The sequence below is a fragment of the Wujia chipingensis genome (assembly GCF_014337155.1).
Taxonomy (GTDB): Bacteria; Bacillota; Clostridia; order Lachnospirales; family Lachnospiraceae; genus Coprococcus_C; species Coprococcus_C hominis.
The window spans coordinates 1,136,880-1,153,738 of sequence record NZ_CP060632.1; the positions used below are offsets into that span (position 1 = coordinate 1,136,880).

The 16,859-nt window shown below is 45.9% G+C and carries 16 protein-coding genes; all 16 read left to right on the plus strand.

From position 1 onward, the window contains the following. Positions 1-2: 2 nt before the first annotated feature. The 16 genes from H9Q76_RS05405 (at position 3) to H9Q76_RS05480 (ending at position 16,855) form a co-directional block, all read left to right on the plus strand. Positions 3-2,369, plus strand: a complete 2,367-nt coding sequence (locus tag H9Q76_RS05405; RefSeq protein ID WP_021984277.1) for a beta-glucosidase — start codon at positions 3-5, stop codon at positions 2,367-2,369. A gap of 36 nt (positions 2,370-2,405) precedes the next feature. Beyond that, entirely contained in the window at positions 2,406-3,863 is a 1,458-nt protein-coding gene (locus tag H9Q76_RS05410) for an aminoacyl-histidine dipeptidase (RefSeq protein ID WP_249321798.1), read from the plus strand. A gap of 18 nt (positions 3,864-3,881) precedes the next feature. Further along, positions 3,882-4,928 (plus strand): histidinol-phosphate transaminase, encoded by a 1,047-nt coding sequence (hisC, locus tag H9Q76_RS05415; RefSeq protein WP_118545088.1) that lies wholly within the window; start codon positions 3,882-3,884, stop codon positions 4,926-4,928. Between the two features lie 108 nt (positions 4,929-5,036). After that, positions 5,037-5,933, plus strand: coding sequence for a DUF5688 family protein (locus H9Q76_RS05420; RefSeq protein WP_249321799.1), 897 nt, complete (start codon positions 5,037-5,039; stop codon positions 5,931-5,933). Between the two features lie 84 nt (positions 5,934-6,017). Continuing rightward, positions 6,018-6,221 (plus strand): cold-shock protein, encoded by a 204-nt coding sequence (locus H9Q76_RS05425; protein WP_021984281.1) that lies wholly within the window; start codon positions 6,018-6,020, stop codon positions 6,219-6,221. 214 nt (positions 6,222-6,435) lie between these two features. Beyond that, a complete protein-coding gene (locus tag H9Q76_RS05430; RefSeq protein WP_021984282.1) occupies positions 6,436-7,029 on the plus strand; it encodes a TetR/AcrR family transcriptional regulator in 594 nt (197 codons plus the stop codon). A 28-nt stretch (positions 7,030-7,057) separates the two neighbouring features. Continuing rightward, the gene (locus H9Q76_RS05435; protein WP_021984283.1) at positions 7,058-7,447 is read left to right on the plus strand and encodes a response regulator; all 390 of its coding nucleotides are present in this window, start codon (positions 7,058-7,060) and stop codon (positions 7,445-7,447) included. 10 nt (positions 7,448-7,457) lie between these two features. Next, positions 7,458-8,783, plus strand: a complete 1,326-nt coding sequence (locus H9Q76_RS05440; RefSeq protein ID WP_117780720.1) for a replication-associated recombination protein A — start codon at positions 7,458-7,460, stop codon at positions 8,781-8,783. A gap of 11 nt (positions 8,784-8,794) precedes the next feature. Continuing rightward, the gene (locus H9Q76_RS05445) at positions 8,795-10,222 is read left to right on the plus strand and encodes an efflux RND transporter periplasmic adaptor subunit (RefSeq protein WP_249321800.1); all 1,428 of its coding nucleotides are present in this window, start codon (positions 8,795-8,797) and stop codon (positions 10,220-10,222) included. Further along, positions 10,222-10,926, plus strand: coding sequence for an ABC transporter ATP-binding protein (locus H9Q76_RS05450; RefSeq protein ID WP_021984286.1), 705 nt, complete (start codon positions 10,222-10,224; stop codon positions 10,924-10,926). Before H9Q76_RS05445 ends, H9Q76_RS05450 begins: the two co-directional genes overlap by 1 nt. Continuing rightward, on the plus strand, positions 10,919-12,160 hold the full coding sequence (locus H9Q76_RS05455) for an efflux RND transporter periplasmic adaptor subunit (RefSeq protein WP_021984287.1): 1,242 nt from the start codon (positions 10,919-10,921) through the stop codon (positions 12,158-12,160). Before H9Q76_RS05450 ends, H9Q76_RS05455 begins: the two co-directional genes overlap by 8 nt. Before the next feature lie 19 nt (positions 12,161-12,179). Next, the gene (locus H9Q76_RS05460) at positions 12,180-13,481 is read left to right on the plus strand and encodes an ABC transporter permease (RefSeq protein ID WP_117780745.1); all 1,302 of its coding nucleotides are present in this window, start codon (positions 12,180-12,182) and stop codon (positions 13,479-13,481) included. Positions 13,482-13,508: 27 nt separating this feature from the next. Then, a complete protein-coding gene (locus H9Q76_RS05465) occupies positions 13,509-13,751 on the plus strand; it encodes a hypothetical protein (RefSeq protein WP_249321801.1) in 243 nt (80 codons plus the stop codon). 80 nt (positions 13,752-13,831) lie between these two features. Beyond that, a complete protein-coding gene (locus H9Q76_RS05470; protein WP_021984290.1) occupies positions 13,832-14,338 on the plus strand; it encodes an SEC-C metal-binding domain-containing protein in 507 nt (168 codons plus the stop codon). A gap of 1 nt (position 14,339) precedes the next feature. Continuing rightward, positions 14,340-16,175, plus strand: a complete 1,836-nt coding sequence (locus H9Q76_RS05475) for an ATP-dependent helicase (RefSeq protein ID WP_249321802.1) — start codon at positions 14,340-14,342, stop codon at positions 16,173-16,175. After that, positions 16,157-16,855 carry a hypothetical protein gene (locus tag H9Q76_RS05480; RefSeq protein WP_196020039.1) on the plus strand — a complete coding sequence of 233 codons (699 nt, stop codon included), beginning with the start codon at positions 16,157-16,159 and terminating at the stop codon, positions 16,853-16,855. The genes H9Q76_RS05475 and H9Q76_RS05480 overlap by 19 nt, the downstream gene beginning before the upstream one ends. Positions 16,856-16,859 lie beyond the last annotated feature (4 nt).

Below are 16,859 nucleotides of genomic sequence, written 5' to 3' on the forward strand. Positions count from 1 at the left end.
AAATGGAAATACAGGAAATTATAAAGAATATGACGCTCGAGGAGAAGTCGCATCTGGTAAATGGTGCGACCTTCTTCGGAAGCTATGGAATCGACCGTCTCGGTGTGCCGCGTATGCAGCTTCTGGACGGTGCAACCGGTATGAATCTGGAGCAGGTATTCGGCGATATGACCGAGTATGAGGACTGGTCGAATGCCGAGGAGCGTAAGCAGATCGACGCAGATACGAGCAAGCCGGTCAATATGATTGGAAGCACGCGGCTTGTACATGTGATTGAGCATTATTTTGAGCCGGAGAAGCTTTCGGAAGATGAGAAGGTGTTATACGGCTGGGTGAAGAAGCATATGGACGTGCGCCTGCAGGGTAAGGATTATGCGCCGGGCTGTTATCCACCGGGCATTTTGCTTGGCTGTACGTGGAATCCGGAGGTAATCCGCAAGGTTGGTGAGGCACTTGGATTAGAGTGTTGTGTCTATGGCGTGCATTTCCTGCTCGGACCAAATGTCAACATTCTGCGTGATCCGAGAAATGGACGTCTCTTCGAGGGATATTCTGAGGATCCGTGTGTCGTATCGAAGCTTGCACCGGAAATCGTCAAGGGCATCCAGAGCTATGGTGTCTCTGCAACCGTGAAGCATTATGCGGCGAACAGCCAGGAGACAAACCGGGTAGGAATCGATGAGACGATTTCGAAGCGTGCATTGGAGGAAATTTATTTTCCGGGCTTCCGTGCGTGCGTAAAAGAGGGTGGCACGAAGTCTATCATGAATGCGTACAACCGGATCAACGGTGTGCGCTGTACAGAGAGTGCATGGTTATTAGAGGAGAAGCTGCGCAAGGATTTCGGCTTTGACGGTATGGTAATGTCGGACTGGGGCGCTGTCTTAGATCCTGCAAAGGCACTTGCTGGCGGAACGGATCTCGCGATGCCGGGACCGGGCGAACCACAGGCAATCTATGATGCAGTGAAAGCAGCTACACTGTCAGAGGAGAAGGTCGATCAGGCATGCGAACGTGTACTTACTGCAATCAAGTGGATTACAGAAAACTATAAGAAGGAAGAAGTTGACAAGCTTCCGGTAGATGAAATCATAAAGCAGACGGACGAGGCAGCCTACGAGGCAGCCTGCGAGGGAATTGTACTGCTTAAGAATGATGCAGCCTGCCCGCTTGCAAAGCATACGAAGATCGCACTGCTTGGCAGCGGACATGCACAGATGTTAGAGTGTGGCTCCGGTTCTGCCGGGATTGATACAAGCCGTCACGGGGACGTAGCGGCAGAGTTTGCACGGTATTTCGATGTAGTTGACGAAGCGCAGGCAGAGTATGTGGTTATGATCGGCATCGTACCGGGCATGGAAGGAAATGACCGGAAGACACTTGCGCTTGCCGATGAGGATCTGGCAGTGTTAAAGCGGTTAGCACAGGCTGGCAAGAACGTGATCTTAGTTCTGAACACATGTGGACCGATCGATATGCGTGAGATTGATACAGACAATGTAAAGGCAGTCTTTGCAACGTTCCTTCCGGGTATGGCAGGTGCAAAGGCACTTTCCGATATGATCGCAGGTGAGGTAAATCCATCTGGTAAACTGACGATTACATTCCCAGAGCGGATCGAGGATATGCCAACATACATGAATTTCCCAGGAGATGGGTATCATGTATCGTATGGCGAAGGTATCTACGTCGGTTACCGGTATTATGATAAGAAGAAGCTCCGTCCAAGGTATCCATTTGGCTATGGCATGTCGTATACAACATTTGACTGCAAGCTGGTGGATGCGGCAGTCGATGGGGATACGATCAAGGTTCATACAACCGTGGAGAATACCGGTAAGGTCGCAGGTAGCGAAGTCATACAGATCTATATTCATGATCCGTACAGCACACTTGCAAAGCCGGAGAAGGAGCTGAAAGCCTTCGAGAAGGTGAAGCTTGCACCGGGCGAGAAGAAGGATGTAACTTTCGCCATTGCAATCCGGGATCTTGCATCGTATGATATGGATCTTGAACAGTTTGCAGTGGAGGAAGGCTATTATGATATTCTGGCTGCAACCTCTTCGGCAGCGGAGGATGTATTTGGCGAGACACGCATCTATCTCGATGTGAAATCTCCATATAGTTATAGTGTGGATACACAGCTCAAGGTCATCTGCGAGAATGAGGCACTGCTTACAGCGGCAAATCAGGCGTGGGCAGCCGAGGGCTGGGATATCGGCGTGATCCGGAACAATTATCAGTACTCCCCACAGAAGTCTTTGCGCGAGATATTAGTCGATCTCGACGCACACCTTCGGACGGAGGAGAAGGTGGCACATTTCATTGCCGCATTTGAAGAGAAAGTAAGAGCTATAAAGAAAAAATAATATGCATGTAATTGCGAAAAAAAGGAGGCAGCCACTATGGCAGTGCTTGCACAGTTAGAACCGAAAGCAGTCTTTCATTATTTTGAGGAGATCTGTGGGATTCCGCACGAATCTTCGGACACACAGGCAATCAGCGATTATTTGGTTGCATTTGCAAAGGAACGGAATCTCTATGTGAGACAGGATACACTTGGAAATGTCATCATCAAGAAACCGGCGACGAGCGGTTACGAAGATGCGCCGGTCGTGATGTTACAGGGACATATGGATATGGTCTGTGAGAAGACGGACGACAAGGAGATTGATTTCCATACGCAGGGATTGGATCTGGTGCTTGATGGGAATGTGATACGTGCAGACCGGACAACCCTTGGCGGCGACGATGGAATCGCGGTTGCATTTGCACTTGCCATTCTGGATGCTGCAGATATACCACATCCGGCGCTGGAAGTTGTGATTACGGTCGACGAAGAAATCGGCATGCTTGGTGCGGCAGGGATTACAACCGATGATCTGCAGGCATCGTATATGCTGAATCTTGATTCGGAGGATGAGGGACAGCTTCTGGTCGGCTGTGCCGGAGGTATGACGGCGGTCTGCCATATGCCGATTGTGTGGGAAGCATGTAATCTGATGCATCCGGTCTGTATGCAGCTTAGTGTTGATGGACTGCTCGGTGGACATTCTGGCATGGAGATCATCAAGCAGCGCGCGAATGCGAACAAGACGCTAGGCAGAACGTTAAAGGCGATACAGACAGCGGCAGACATCCGGCTCGTGTTGATCGACGGTGGCAAGAAGGATAATGCAATTCCACGTGCGGCACAGGCAGTGTTTGTCGTGGAAGCAGAAGCAAAGGATACTGTGAAGCAGGCGGTGCAGACGCTGCAGGCGACGATCAGCCATGAATACCAGGTAAGTGATCCGGATGTGACATTGAAGATAAAAGAATGTACAGAAGCGGTGGCACAGGTGATGAACCGTGCGAGCGGCGATGCAATTATCGATGCACTCGTACTGCTTCCAAATGGCGTGCAGAAAATGAGTGATGCGATGCCGGGACTCGTGCAGACGTCGCTCAATCTTGGAATTCTTACCATGAAGGAAGAGGAAGTACAGATGGGATTTTCGGTGCGGAGCAGTGTAGGTAGTGAGAAGAATCTGCTTGCTTTACAGATCCGGACATTGTGTGAACATCTGGGTGGACAGTACACGGAGAGCGGGACATATCCGGCATGGGAGTATAAGCAGGAATCAAAGCTGCGCGATGTGATGGTCGCTGTCTACGAGGAGTTATATGGCGGGAAGCCGAAGCTGGATGTGATCCATGCGGGCGTGGAATGTGGACTTTTCATGGATAAGATGAAGGATCTGGACTGCGTGTCGTATGGCCCGCAGATGTATGACATCCACACACCGAACGAGCGATTGCATGTTGACAGCGTGCAGAGAACGTGGGAATATACACTGGAGATCTTAAAGAGACTGAAATAGTTTGGAGGAACGAGACTTATGGGAAACTGGGAAGCAAATATACGAAAGGTTGTGCCATATGTACCGGGCGAACAGCCAAAGGAACAGGACATTATCAAGTTAAATACAAATGAGAATCCATATCCACCGGCACCTGAGGTATTAAATAAGCAGGTAGAGTTAGAAAATCTGCGTCTGTATCCGGATCCGGCAGCGACAAAGCTGGTTGATGCAATTGCAGAGTATCACGGTGTGGATAAAAATCAGGTATTTGTCGGTGTCGGAAGCGACGATGTACTTGCAATGTCATTTATGACATTTTTCAATTCGGGAAAGCCGATTTTCTTCCCGGATATTACATATTCCTTCTACGATGTGTGGGCAGATATGCTCCGGATTCCATATGAGACGAAGCCGCTCGATGCGGACTTCCGTATCAAAGCGTCCGATTATTATGGGGAAAATGGAGGCGTTGTATTCCCGAATCCGAATGCACCAACCGGAATCGCAGAGCCGGTTGAATTTGTGCGTGACATCGTAAGCCACAACCCGGATGTGATCGTGATCGTGGATGAGGCATATGTCGACTTCGGTGGACAGACAGCACTGCCGCTTCTGAAGGAATTTGACAATCTGCTTGTTGTCCGTACATTCTCGAAGTCCCGTTCGATGGCAGGACTCCGTATCGGATATGCGCTCGGAAATGAGAAACTGATCGGTTACTTAAACGATGTCAAATATTCCTACAATTCCTATACGATGGATCTGACAAGCATCGAGCTTGGAACCTGCTCGATCAAGGCAGATGACTATTTTAAGGAGATGGTCAAGAAGGTTGTCGATACGAGAACATGGTTTGTAAAGGAGATCGAGGCGCTTGGATTTACTGTGCTTCCGTCAAGTGCGAACTTCGTATTTGCGACACACAAGACGATTCCGGCGAAAGAAATATTTGAGAACGCAAGAGAACATAAGATTTTCGTACGGTATTTTGATAAGCCAAGGATTGACAATTATCTGCGTATCAGCATTGGAACCGATAAAGAAATGCAATTATTTGTTGCATTTTTGAAAACTTTGCTGTAAGTGGTTGTGCTTTTGTAAAAAAGAAAATATAATAAGGGATGTCATCATTCAGACATGTCCGGTCTGAATTTTCCTACGTGAATTATTTAGAATAAAGGAGTTTTAAATATGGAGCGTATGGATTTTAAATCTTTTTGTAATGCCGTGGTAAACGGTATCGCAGAGTATCTTTTGCAGTATGAGATCGAGAGCATCCGGCTGGAGACGGTGTGTCATAACAATGGCGTCGAGCATGTCGGACTTGTGATCTTATTGCAGGGAGATTATGTATCCCCAACGATTTATCTGGAACAATATTATCAGTATATGGTGCGGCAGCAGGCATCACTTTCCGATGTGTTAGAACTGGTCGCAAAGGAATACAGACTGGTGGAAGACTGCCTGCAAAAGCAGGAACCGTTGACAGTTGATCTGGATCAGATGCAGAGTCGTGTGTTTTTGCGTCTGGTGAATTACGAACGCAATCAGGAGACGCTTGCAAACTGCCCGTATATTCCGTTTCATGATATGGCAATTACGTTCCGCTATCTTGTAAAGATGGACGAGGCGGGGATTGCGTCTGCGTTGATTGACTATGACAGCATGGAGAAGAGCGCATGTACAGTGGAAGAACTGTACTGTATGGCAAAGGAGAACACGATCCGGTTGTTTCCGCCATTTCTTATGCGGCTGGATGAGTTTTTGCGGACACGGTTTCCACAGGAACATGTGTATCCGGAGGAACCGGAGGTCTATATCCTATCGAACCGGCAGTTTATCTATGGTGCGACGATGCTGCTCTACAAGGATGTGGTCGCCTCGTTTGCAGAGCAGATGGGAAAAAGTGTCTACATCGTGCCGTCGAGTGTGAACGAGCTGTTATTGTGTCTTACAGATGCAAAAAAAGAAAAGGAAATGTTAGAAAATACACTGCGGGAAGTCAATGAATTTGTAGTTCCCGACACGGAATTTCTGTCAGATGCGGTCTATTTTTACGATAAAGAATTGGGAAATATTGTAGGATAAATGCTTGACGAATGCACGTGTGTGTGCTATTGTTAAAACGCATTTTCAGATAGAAATGCGATTTTAAAAATTGGAGGATTTGTCATGACAAAAGGTACAGTAAAGTGGTTCAACAGCCAGAAGGGCTTTGGATTCATCACAGACGAGAACGGCAAGGATGTATTCGTACATTACTCAGGACTGAACATGGAAGGTTACAAGAACCTTGAAGAGAATCAGAAGGTTGAGTTTGATGTTGTTGATGGCGAGAAGGGACCACAGGCTACAAACGTAACTGTTATCAAGTAGTTTAGCTTAATCAAGTAACAGGGTACCTATATTTTATAGATTCTGCATGCATTGTTATACTGAATTTTGAATTGGGATTTGTTATATTTATTGAGTGAAACAAAGTAGGAGTCACCGTGTAAAACGATGGCTCCTATTTTTGTATTTTATTGACAAAAACAGGCAAATGGCATAGAATGAACGTATGTAAAAAATAGGACGGAGAGGAATACTATTGGGGGACAGCTTTGTATCGAGAAAAGATAGAATAATTGCATCTGCAATCGAAATTATCAGCGAATCCGGATTATCAGCTCTTACAACTAAAAACCTTGCCCTGAAGGAAAATATGTCAGAGGCACTCATGTACAAATATTTTGGCGGCATTGATGAAGTGCTCGTGGAGGTGGTCGAAACATATTCAAAGTTTGACAAAGGCATTCGTCAGACGGTGCAGGCAAAGGATGCAACCTATGTGGAAAAACTGATCGATTATCTGGAAGCGTATGCAACCTATTATGATAACTATTATGCGATTTCCACATTGATGCTTCAGTATGAAGAACTGTTACATATCGTGGAGACGCGGGAGAGGATTGCATGGTGCATCACAGAACGTTTGGCATTTCTGGGAGACTTGTTTCAAAAAGCAATGGACGCCGGAGAAATCTCAGACGTCATTTCGGCGCCTGTGTTGGCAAACAATGTAACGGGTATGGCGATGAGTCATATATTGGAACGCAGAATTTCTTATCACAAGAAGTCGTTCAAGGAAGAATATATGGATAATATTCAGAAATGGATGCAGTTACTTCAGATAAAAAAATAAGCGTGAGAATAGGATTGGGAGGCAGTTTATGAAAGTATTAGTAGCAGAGGACGATTTGGCAAGTGGAAAATTTATGCAGAAGCTGTTGTCAAAGTATGGTGAAGTCGTACTGGCAAGAGATGGAATCGCAGCCGTGGATGAATTTGTAAATGCGGTCAGCACGAACGAACGGTTCGATCTGATCTGTATGGATATTATGATGCCAAAGATTGATGGATATAAGGCGCTGGCGTCTATCCGGGATGCGGAGCGGAAGCTTGGTACACCAAGAGACAAGCGCTGTAAGGTCATTATGATCAGTGCACTTGATGAAGGGTTTGATGCAAGTTATGCGAGTGATGATTATGAGGAGTACATGTGTAAACCGATTGATATCATGAAGTTTGACAGCCTGATTCGCAAGCTTGAGATCATCTAGGTAAAAGCAAATGGATTTATTTGATTATATGAGAGAGACAAACATGAAGAAGGGCGAATCCCCGCTTGCAAAGCGGCTTCGGCCGACTTCATTGGACGAGGTAGTAGGGCAGGAGCACATTCTTGGAAAGGATAAGCTGTTGTACCGTGTGATACAGGCAGATAAGCTCAGCTCGATTATCTTATATGGTCCACCAGGGACGGGGAAGACAACGCTTGCGATGGTGATTGCCAATACGACGAGCGCGGTATTTAAGGAACTGAATGCGACGACTGCCGGGAAGAAGGATATCGAGGCAGTGGTGAAGGAATCAAAAGATAATCTCGGAATGTATGGCAAGAAGACGATTCTTTTTGTGGACGAGATTCATCGGTTTAACAAAGCGCAGCAGGATTATCTTCTCCCGTTTGTAGAGGATGGAACGGTAATACTGATAGGCGCGACAACGGAGAACCCTTATTTTGAAGTGAATTCTGCGTTAATATCGCGCTCTTCTATTTTTCAGTTAAAACCGTTGTCGAAGGAGAACATCAAGACGTTGATCCGGCGTGCAGTGACCGATACCGAAAAGGGTATGGGAAGCTATGACGCGGAGATTACGGAGGAGGCAGTTGATTTTCTGGCAGATATGTCGGAGGGCGATGCGAGACATGCACTGAATGCAGTTGAGCTTGGCATCCTGTCGACCGAGCGGAATCCGGAGACGGGGAAGATTGTGATAGATCTTCCTGTGGCGGAGGAGTGCATTCAGCGGCGCTCCATACGATATGATAAAGACGGAGATAACCACTATGACATTATTTCCGCGTTTATAAAAAGCATGCGCGGTTCCGATCCGGATGCCGCCGTGTATTATCTGGCAAAGATGTTATACGCAGGGGAGAGCGTGACATTTATCGCCAGAAGAATTATGATTTGTGCCAGTGAGGATGTCGGCAACGCAGACCCGCAGGCAATACAGGTGGCAACCGCATGTGCACAGGCAGTGGAACGTGTTGGTATGCCAGAGGCGCAGATCATATTGGCGCAGGCGGCAACCTATGTGGCATGTGCACCGAAGAGCAATGCGGTAGTCAATGCGATTTTCGATGCGATGCAGGCAGTCAAAGAGGTTGGAAACTGTCAGGTGCCGGTCTATCTCCGGGATGCGCATTATTCCGGGGCGGAAAAGCTTGGAAACGTTGGATACAAGTATGCACATGACTATGAAAATCATTATGTGGAACAGCAGTATCTGCCGGATCAGTTAGTAGGGAGAACATTCTATAAGCCGGGGAATCTCGGATATGAAAAGCGTATACAGGATTGGTTTCACCTGATAAAAAAAGAAAAGTAAGAGGTATGGAAATGAAGAAAAAGGGAATCATCATTTTAATTGTAGTACTGCTTGTTCTTGCAGGCGCAGCCGGAGCAATTTATTATGTTTTGCATAATAAAAAGGCATCGAACGAAGAGTTGGTATATGCAACAAAAATATCCGACTTAAATGGAGGATATGACCTGACAGAAAGCCGCTATATGGGAACGGTTGAGTCACAGGAGGTCAAGGGTGTAAACCGTGACAGTGACAAGAAAGTCAAGGAATTGTATGTGAAGGAAGAAGATGAAGTCAAGGCAGGTGAAGTACTGTTTGAGTACGATACCGAGTCCATGGAGTTGCAGCTTCGTCAGTTGGAGCTGGAGCTTACAAGCATCAACAATAACATTGCGACACTGAATCAACAGATTGCATCGCTTACGACAGAGAAGGCAGCAGCACCAGCGGAGGAGCAGTTAAGCTACAGCGCACAGATCCAGAATCTGCAGGCACAGGTCAATCAGGCCAACTATGATGCAAGTGCAAAGCAGCTGGAGATTGATCGTCAGAAGCTTTCTATGGAGAATACAAAGGTTGTTGCACCGATGGATGGTATCATCAAGACAATCAATGAGAACAATTCGACAAGCAGCTCGGATGATGATAGCAGCAATAGTAATTCGGATAATGGTTCAGATTCGACAAGCAACGCGTATATCACAATTATGGCAAAGGGCGATTACCGAATCAAGGCAACCGCAAGCGAACTGACAGTCCGCAGTATGTCAGAGGGACAGAGCATGATTATACGTTCCAGAGTGGATGATTCAACCTGGACAGGTACTGTAACGAAGATTGATCTCGAACATCCGGACAATGGAAACAACAATGATTATTATATGAGTTCAGGAACAACAGCAACAAAGTATCCATTTTATATCAGCCTGGACAGCACGGATGGTCTGATGCTCGGTCAGCATGTCTATGTGGAAGCAGACTATGGACAGGGTGACGTGAAGGAAGGTCTGTGGCTGGATGAATATTATATCATGCAGGAGGACGATGGTGCCTATGTATGGGCAGAAAATGCAAAGGGATACATTGAGAAGCGTAAAGTAGAACTTGGTGAGTATGATGAGAATATGATGCGGTATCAGATTCTGTCTGGTCTGACGGAGGATGATTATATTGCATATCCGGAAGATCGTGTCAAGGAAGGTATGAAGGTTACACATAACTATGAGGACGTTGTGATTGACGATACGGTAGAGGATGCAACCGGTGGAGATAGTCTTTATGATGATGGATACACGGATGATGGCAGCGTGGACGGTTACACGGATGATGGTATTTTAGATGATGGCAGCATAAATAATATTGATGATGGTGCCAATACGGATGGCATTGATGGATCCGTGGAAGAAGCTGCACCACAGGATGAATCTGCGCCAGACAGCGATAGCGAGGTGGTGCAATAGTGTTACTGGAATTGAAAAATATCTATAAGAATTATATTCAGGGCACGATGGAAGTGCCTGTACTGAAAGATATCAATCTCTGTGTAGAAGAAGGGGAGTATGTGGCGATTATGGGACCATCAGGTTCTGGTAAGTCCACGCTGATGAATATTATCGGATGTATTGATAAGCCAACTTCAGGAACTTATCTGCTTGATGATGTGGAGATTGAAAAGTGCAAAGATAAAGAACTTTCCGAAGTGCGCAACCAGAAGATTGGATTCGTATTTCAGAATTTTAATTTGCTGCCAAGACAGAGTGCACTTGACAATGTAGCGCTTCCGTTACAGTATGCGAAGGTGCCGATCAAGAAACGAAAACAAAAGGCAAAAGAAATGCTGGAGATGGTTGATCTGGCGGATCGTGTCAGCTTCAAGCCGACACAGCTTTCCGGTGGACAGAAACAGCGTGTGGCGATTGCGCGTGCGATGGTGGCAGATCCGAAGATTCTGCTTGCCGACGAGCCGACGGGAGCACTTGATTCCAAATCAGGTTTACAGGTGATGGAGCTGTTTGACACACTGCATAAGCAGGGAGTGACAATCATTATGATTACGCACTCTGACGAGATTGCGTCTTATGCAGATCGAGTTGTAAAAATCATTGATGGTGAGCTGTATGAGGGAGATGCCCAGCCGGTGACCGGAGGTGATGAGCATGAATAAGGCAAAGAAAATAATTATTATCGTTCTTTCCTGCGTGGTTGTGCTCGGTGGTATTTATTTTGCACTCCGCACCTTGAAGCAGAAGAATCAGAATAGTAAGACTGCAGGCGTGTATGCGGTCAGTGATATTGGATATGACGCTTCGGATATGTGGGATAACAGTACATTGAGTGGAAATGTGACTGTGAATTCTGAGCAGAAGGTCTATGTAGGAAAGACACAGTCCGTATCGGAGATCAAGGTAACGGAAGGTCAGAGCGTGAAAGCAGGTGATGTGCTGCTTGTGTATGATACAACTGCCAACGACTTACAGTTAGAACTGCAAAGATCGGAACTGGAGTTATCCCGCGTGTCGATTATTGATGCACAGCGTGAACTCGAGAAGTTAAAAGCAACTACACCATTAGAGGATATTCCGACAACAGAGGCACCGGCGACTCCGGTTGCAACAGGTTCAGATGCGCCACAGCCGGATCCGGATACAGATCCGGATGCAGATACGCCTCCGACAAGAGAGGAATTGAAGAATCAGATCGCGCAGAAAGAACAGGAAATCAAAACAATGCAGACACAGTACGAGATTGCACAGGTCAAGCTTCAGATGGAAGAGATGCAGAACGCAACCGGTGAAGTACTGGCGAATTTCGATGGCGTGGTAAAGAGCGTGATAACTGCGGATGAAGCAGCTTCGAGCGGAGATCCGGTTCTTGTTGTCAGTGCGGCAGATGGATATCTGGTCGAAAGCCAAATTGGTGAGCTTGCAATGTCAACGGTCAAGGTTGGTGATACCGTATCGATGTATTGCTATGATACCGGTATGAATTATGAAGGTACGATCACAGAGATTTCTACGTTCCCGGCGGATGGATATACGAATTACAATGGCAAGGTGGAAACCTATTATCCAATCAAGATTGCGTTGACTGATTCCACGGATGTCAGTCAGAATATGTATATGGAGATTACACTGAATTCCGGTTCGGAGGACACGAGTGGCGGTTTCTATTTGTCGAAGGCATTTATGAAACAGGAAGGAAGCAATTACTATGTCATGAAGGATGTTGATGGAAGATTGAAGAAAACCTACATTAAGGTTGGAAATAAGACATCCGGAGATGCTGTTCTGATACTTGGTGGTCTGACGATGCAGGATTATATTGCATTCCCATATCTCGATGAGGCAGTGGAAGGCGTAAAGACTGTACAGAAGTCGACGGATGATCTGTATAATTGATAAGAAAGGAAATCAGTCTATGTTAGAAAATATAAGATTATCGTTCCAAGGTATTTGGGCACATAAGATGCGTTCCCTTCTTACCATGCTTGGTATTATTATTGGTATTGCGGCAATTATTGCGATTGTATCAACAATCAAGGGAACCAGTGAGCAGATCAAAGAGAATCTGGTCGGCTCTGGAAATAATATTGTAAATGTAAAATTGTATCAGGGTGAATGGACCTATACATCCGGTGATTCTTCTACACCGGAGAATATGCCAATGGTCACAGATGATATAAAAAATGAGATTCTGGCAGTGGATGAGGTAACGGCTGTTGCATCTTACCGGTATGGCGCACTTTATGAAGGTATCAACAGCGGAACAAAGGATCTGGGCAATGCACCGGTTTATGGTGTAGATAAGGATTATTTCCGTGTGATGGGATATACCGTGCAGACCGGGCGACTGTTTGAGGATCAGGACTGGACGAATTATACCAAGGGCGTAATTCTGGATACCGTTGCAGCGAATACATTGTTTGCAAGTGAGAATCCGATCGGTAAGACCCTGGAGATCAAGGGCGAGCCGTTTATTATTGTCGGTGTTGTTGAACAGATTGATGGGTTTACTCCGAAGGTTACCAATATGAATGACTGGTATACCTACTATGGAAATACATCCTCCGGTCAGGTGTTTATCACAGATGTCAACTGGCCTTTGATCTTCTCGTTTGATGAGCCATATAACTTGGTTGTGAAGCCGGCGGGTACAGATGCCATGACAAATGCAGGAAAGAAAACGGCGGATATCATGAATTCCTATATGCCAGCCACAAGCAGTGAGAATGTTTCGGAAGGCGGAACGGATGAAGATAGCAGCAGCTCTTCATTTAAGTATAAGAGTGAAGATCTTCTGGAGACTGCGAAGGCAATGCAGGAGGTCAGTGCATCGACAAGCCAGCAGCTCATATGGATTGCAAGTATTTCTCTTTTGGTAGGTGGTATCGGCGTTATGAATATCATGCTGGTATCTGTGACAGAACGTACGAGAGAGATAGGTCTGAAGAAAGCGTTAGGAGCTAGAAAATCAGTGATTTTGATGCAGTTCCTGACAGAGGCAGCTGTGCTTACAAGCATGGGTGGTATCATCGGAGTTGGCGCTGGCGTGGGACTTGCATATCTGATTTCTGATGTTGCATCAGTTCCGGTTGCAATCAGCGGAGCAGCGATTGCAATCTCAGTAATCTTCTCTATGGTGATTGGAATTGTGTTTGGATTTATTCCTTCGGTCAAGGCATCGAACCTGAATCCAATCGATGCACTTCGATATGAATAAGCAAAACGCTGCGGCGATGGAGAGAGCATGGAAGAAAAAAAGACAGAAACGTATGAACAAAGTATACGCAGACGCCCGATTTTACGTGTAATGGCGTGGGTGGGACTGGTTGTGATCTTTGCACTGATCATATTGGTGATCGTGACCGGCGTGACGGGCAGCAAATATTTTATGCCGAGTCTGGCGCTGGTGATTATAGTACCGATACTCATTTATGTGGTGCTTTGGCTGGGAAAGGTTCTGCAAAATCACAAAAAGAATCGGTCTTGAAAAATAAAGGCTGGTTTGCTATACTAGATTGGATGAAAAAATGAAAGGAAAACACAGGATAACACTGTGTAGGTACGGTTATGAGTTTATTAACAGAATGGCGTGAGCATGCATATAGTCTTGATGACAGAACTCCAGAAGGAAAGGAGTTTTGGCTTGATTATTTCCAGAGAGAAAAGGCAATCTATGAGAAGATTCTTGAGAATCCGGTTGAGATCGAGGGCGGTACAGTCAAAGAACTGGCTGAGAAGTACGATATGAGCATTGAGCTGATGATCGGATTTCTGGATGGTATCGAGGACAGTCTGATCGTGCCAAACAAGGTCGATGAGCTGGAAGAAGATTCACAGGTAGCGCTTGGTTATGATCCAGAGAAGCTTTATATGAACATGGTAGACTGCAACGCAGAGTGGTTGTATACACTTCCACAGTGGGATAAGATCCTGACTCCTGAGAGAAGAAAGGAACTGTACAAGATCCAGAAGTCTTCCAAGACAATCGTAAAGCCGCCAAAGGTTGGACGTAACGATCCATGTCCTTGCGGAAGCGGAAAGAAGTATAAGAAGTGCTGTGGAGCGAATGCATAATATGAAATTAAACGAGGCACAATCCAAGGCGGTTTCGCATGTGGATGGACCTATGATGGTGATTGCAGGACCGGGCTCCGGGAAGACAACTGTAATTACAAAACGAATCAAGTATCTGATAGAATCTGCGGGTGTTTCACCCGCAGATATTCTTGTTATAACCTTTACACGGGCAGCCGCAGGGGAGATGCAGCAACGCTTTCGTGCGATGACACCCGGAAAGGAATATCCGGTTCGATTTGGAACCTTTCATTCCATATTTTATTGGATTTTAAAAACTGCATATGGGCAATCCATGCTGCGTGTGATTTCCGAGGAAGAAAAGCGGGGGATCATCGAGCAGATTTTACATACGATGGAGCTGAGCTACGAGAACAAGGAAGAGATTGTAAGCAGTATTGTTTCACAGGTAAGCCTTGTCAAATGCGACATGATGGATGTGGAAAATTATTACAGTAAGGATATGCCAGAACATGCATTCCGGGAATTGTACCGACGGCTGGATGCAGAGTTAAAACGCAGGAAGCTGATCGATTTTGACGATATGATGGTACTTTGCTATGAACTATTAACAGCGCGACCGGATATTTTGGATAAATGTAGAAGTTTGTTTCCATATATCATGGTAGATGAGTTTCAGGACAGCAACCGGATTCAGTATGAGATTTTTCGGATGCTGGCAAATCCACGGCAAAATGCATGTATCGTCGGAGACGATGACCAGTCCGTCTATGGATTCCGGGGCGCAAGACCAGAGATCATGCAGCAGTTTCGCAAGGATTTTTCAAGTTGTGAGATTGTGTACCTCGGAGAAAATTACCGCTCCGATTACCGGATCGTGCAGGCGGCAACGCAGGTAATTGAGAAGAACCAGACGCGATATAAGAAGCAGTTAAAAGCAGTTTCAAAAGAACCTGGGATTGTACAGATGCATACCGTGAAGGATGAGGCGGAGGAAAACGAGTGTATCATACGGCGTATTCGGGAACAGTATCAGGCTGGAATCGCATATGAAAAACAAGCGGTGTTGTACCGGACAAATTTACAGCCGCGTCGGCTTGCCTATAAGCTCAATCAATATAATATCCCATATACGTTGAGTGATGCATTGCCGAATCTGTTTGACCATTTTGCAGTGCGGTATGTGCTGGATTATATGCGGATTGCGATGGGCGATACCTCGCGGGCGACATTTTTAAGAATCATAAATAAACCGTCGCGCTATATCAGCCGGGACGCCTTGCTTGAAGATCCGGTTGATTATGATAAGCTGCGGTTTCGGCTCCGCAATAAGGAGTCCGTCGTCGAGAATCTGGATAAGCTGATGGCAGATGTAAAGATGCTTCGGAAGCTGCGCCCGTATCCGGCACTCAATTTCATACGGAATTTTATCGGTTATGACACGTATATTAAGGATTACGCGGAATACCGCCAGCTTGATGCATCGGAGATGTATGAGGTTTTAGATGAATTTGGATATATGATTAAAGATATGGAAAGCTACGCGGAGCTTTTTACATTTATAGATGAATACAAAGAGCAGCTTGCGAGACAGCAGGAGAAGAACCGGATGCGGAAGGGTGTCAATCTTATGACGATGCACAGTGCGAAGGGATTGGAATTTGACACGGTGTACATTCTCGATGCAGTGGAAGAGATTACGCCGTATAAAAAGGCAAAAACGGCAGCGGAACTCGAAGAGGAACGGCGGATGTTTTATGTGGCGATGACGCGGGCAAGACATGCGATGCATATCTATGTACCGAGAACAATCGCAGGAAAGGCAAAAGATAAGAGCCGGTTTGTGGAGGATATTACATGGCAAAAGGAATCTTAAAAAAGGGAAAACTGGTTATGGTGCTTGCGGCGATTGGAAGCTGTCTGTGCCTGATTGGCTGTGCAGCAAAGGAAGATGCAACCGAAGCGGTAAATTATGCATCGGAGGATTCTTCCCTGACGTATGCAGTACATACGGAACTGGACGGACATGCGATAGAACTTCCGCAATTTACATCGACGCATGACAGTGCGGTGATCGAAGAATTGAATCAGGACATCATGGATGGACCGGGAGCAATTTATGAGAAAGACAAAGATGGAAAAGAGATCATCCCGGAGATCCGCACAACAGAATATAGCACGAATCAGTATTTACAGGCGGTTGTACGCTATGTCGAATATCCACTTGTCGGTGGCTATGGAGACATAGCAAGCTATAATTATGACAGGATTCAGGATAAGAAGCTTACGCTGACGGATGCGCTTGTGAAGAAAGAAACCACGCTTGATGATGTGCGGCAGATGGTGATCGACAGTTGCCTGCGGATGAAAGAGCTGTCAGACAAAGAAACATCCATCTACGGTGTGACAGTAGATGGATTTTCATTGGATGCAAATGATAATTGTACATTTTATGGAAATGTCGATCTGTGTCTGAACGGAACGACACAGTGGTCATACATTTACAGCTTCCAGTTTGAAACACAGACAGTGGAAATCTATGACCTTACAGAATAGAGAA

Bases quoted from the DNA above. Each gene is read 5' to 3' on its own strand.
- H9Q76_RS05420 (WP_249321799.1), top strand. From the start codon at position 5,037: ATGGAGCGTATGGATTTTAAATCTTTTTGTAATGCCGTGGTAAACGGT.
- H9Q76_RS05410 (WP_249321798.1), top strand. From the start codon at position 2,406: ATGGCAGTGCTTGCACAGTTAGAACCGAAAGCAGTCTTTCATTATTTT.
- H9Q76_RS05425 (WP_021984281.1), top strand. From the start codon at position 6,018: ATGACAAAAGGTACAGTAAAGTGGTTCAACAGCCAGAAGGGCTTTGGA.
- H9Q76_RS05455 (WP_021984287.1), top strand. From the start codon at position 10,919: ATGAATAAGGCAAAGAAAATAATTATTATCGTTCTTTCCTGCGTGGTT.
- H9Q76_RS05465 (WP_249321801.1), top strand. From the start codon at position 13,509: ATGGAAGAAAAAAAGACAGAAACGTATGAACAAAGTATACGCAGACGC.
- H9Q76_RS05475 (WP_249321802.1), top strand. From the start codon at position 14,340: ATGAAATTAAACGAGGCACAATCCAAGGCGGTTTCGCATGTGGATGGA.
- H9Q76_RS05405 (WP_021984277.1), top strand. From the start codon at position 3: ATGGAAATACAGGAAATTATAAAGAATATGACGCTCGAGGAGAAGTCG.
- H9Q76_RS05445 (WP_249321800.1), top strand. From the start codon at position 8,795: ATGAAGAAAAAGGGAATCATCATTTTAATTGTAGTACTGCTTGTTCTT.
- H9Q76_RS05435 (WP_021984283.1), top strand. From the start codon at position 7,058: ATGAAAGTATTAGTAGCAGAGGACGATTTGGCAAGTGGAAAATTTATG.
- H9Q76_RS05470 (WP_021984290.1), top strand. From the start codon at position 13,832: ATGAGTTTATTAACAGAATGGCGTGAGCATGCATATAGTCTTGATGAC.
- H9Q76_RS05440 (WP_117780720.1), top strand. From the start codon at position 7,458: ATGGATTTATTTGATTATATGAGAGAGACAAACATGAAGAAGGGCGAA.
- H9Q76_RS05460 (WP_117780745.1), top strand. From the start codon at position 12,180: ATGTTAGAAAATATAAGATTATCGTTCCAAGGTATTTGGGCACATAAG.
- H9Q76_RS05480 (WP_196020039.1), top strand. From the start codon at position 16,157: ATGGCAAAAGGAATCTTAAAAAAGGGAAAACTGGTTATGGTGCTTGCG.
- hisC (WP_118545088.1), top strand. From the start codon at position 3,882: ATGGGAAACTGGGAAGCAAATATACGAAAGGTTGTGCCATATGTACCG.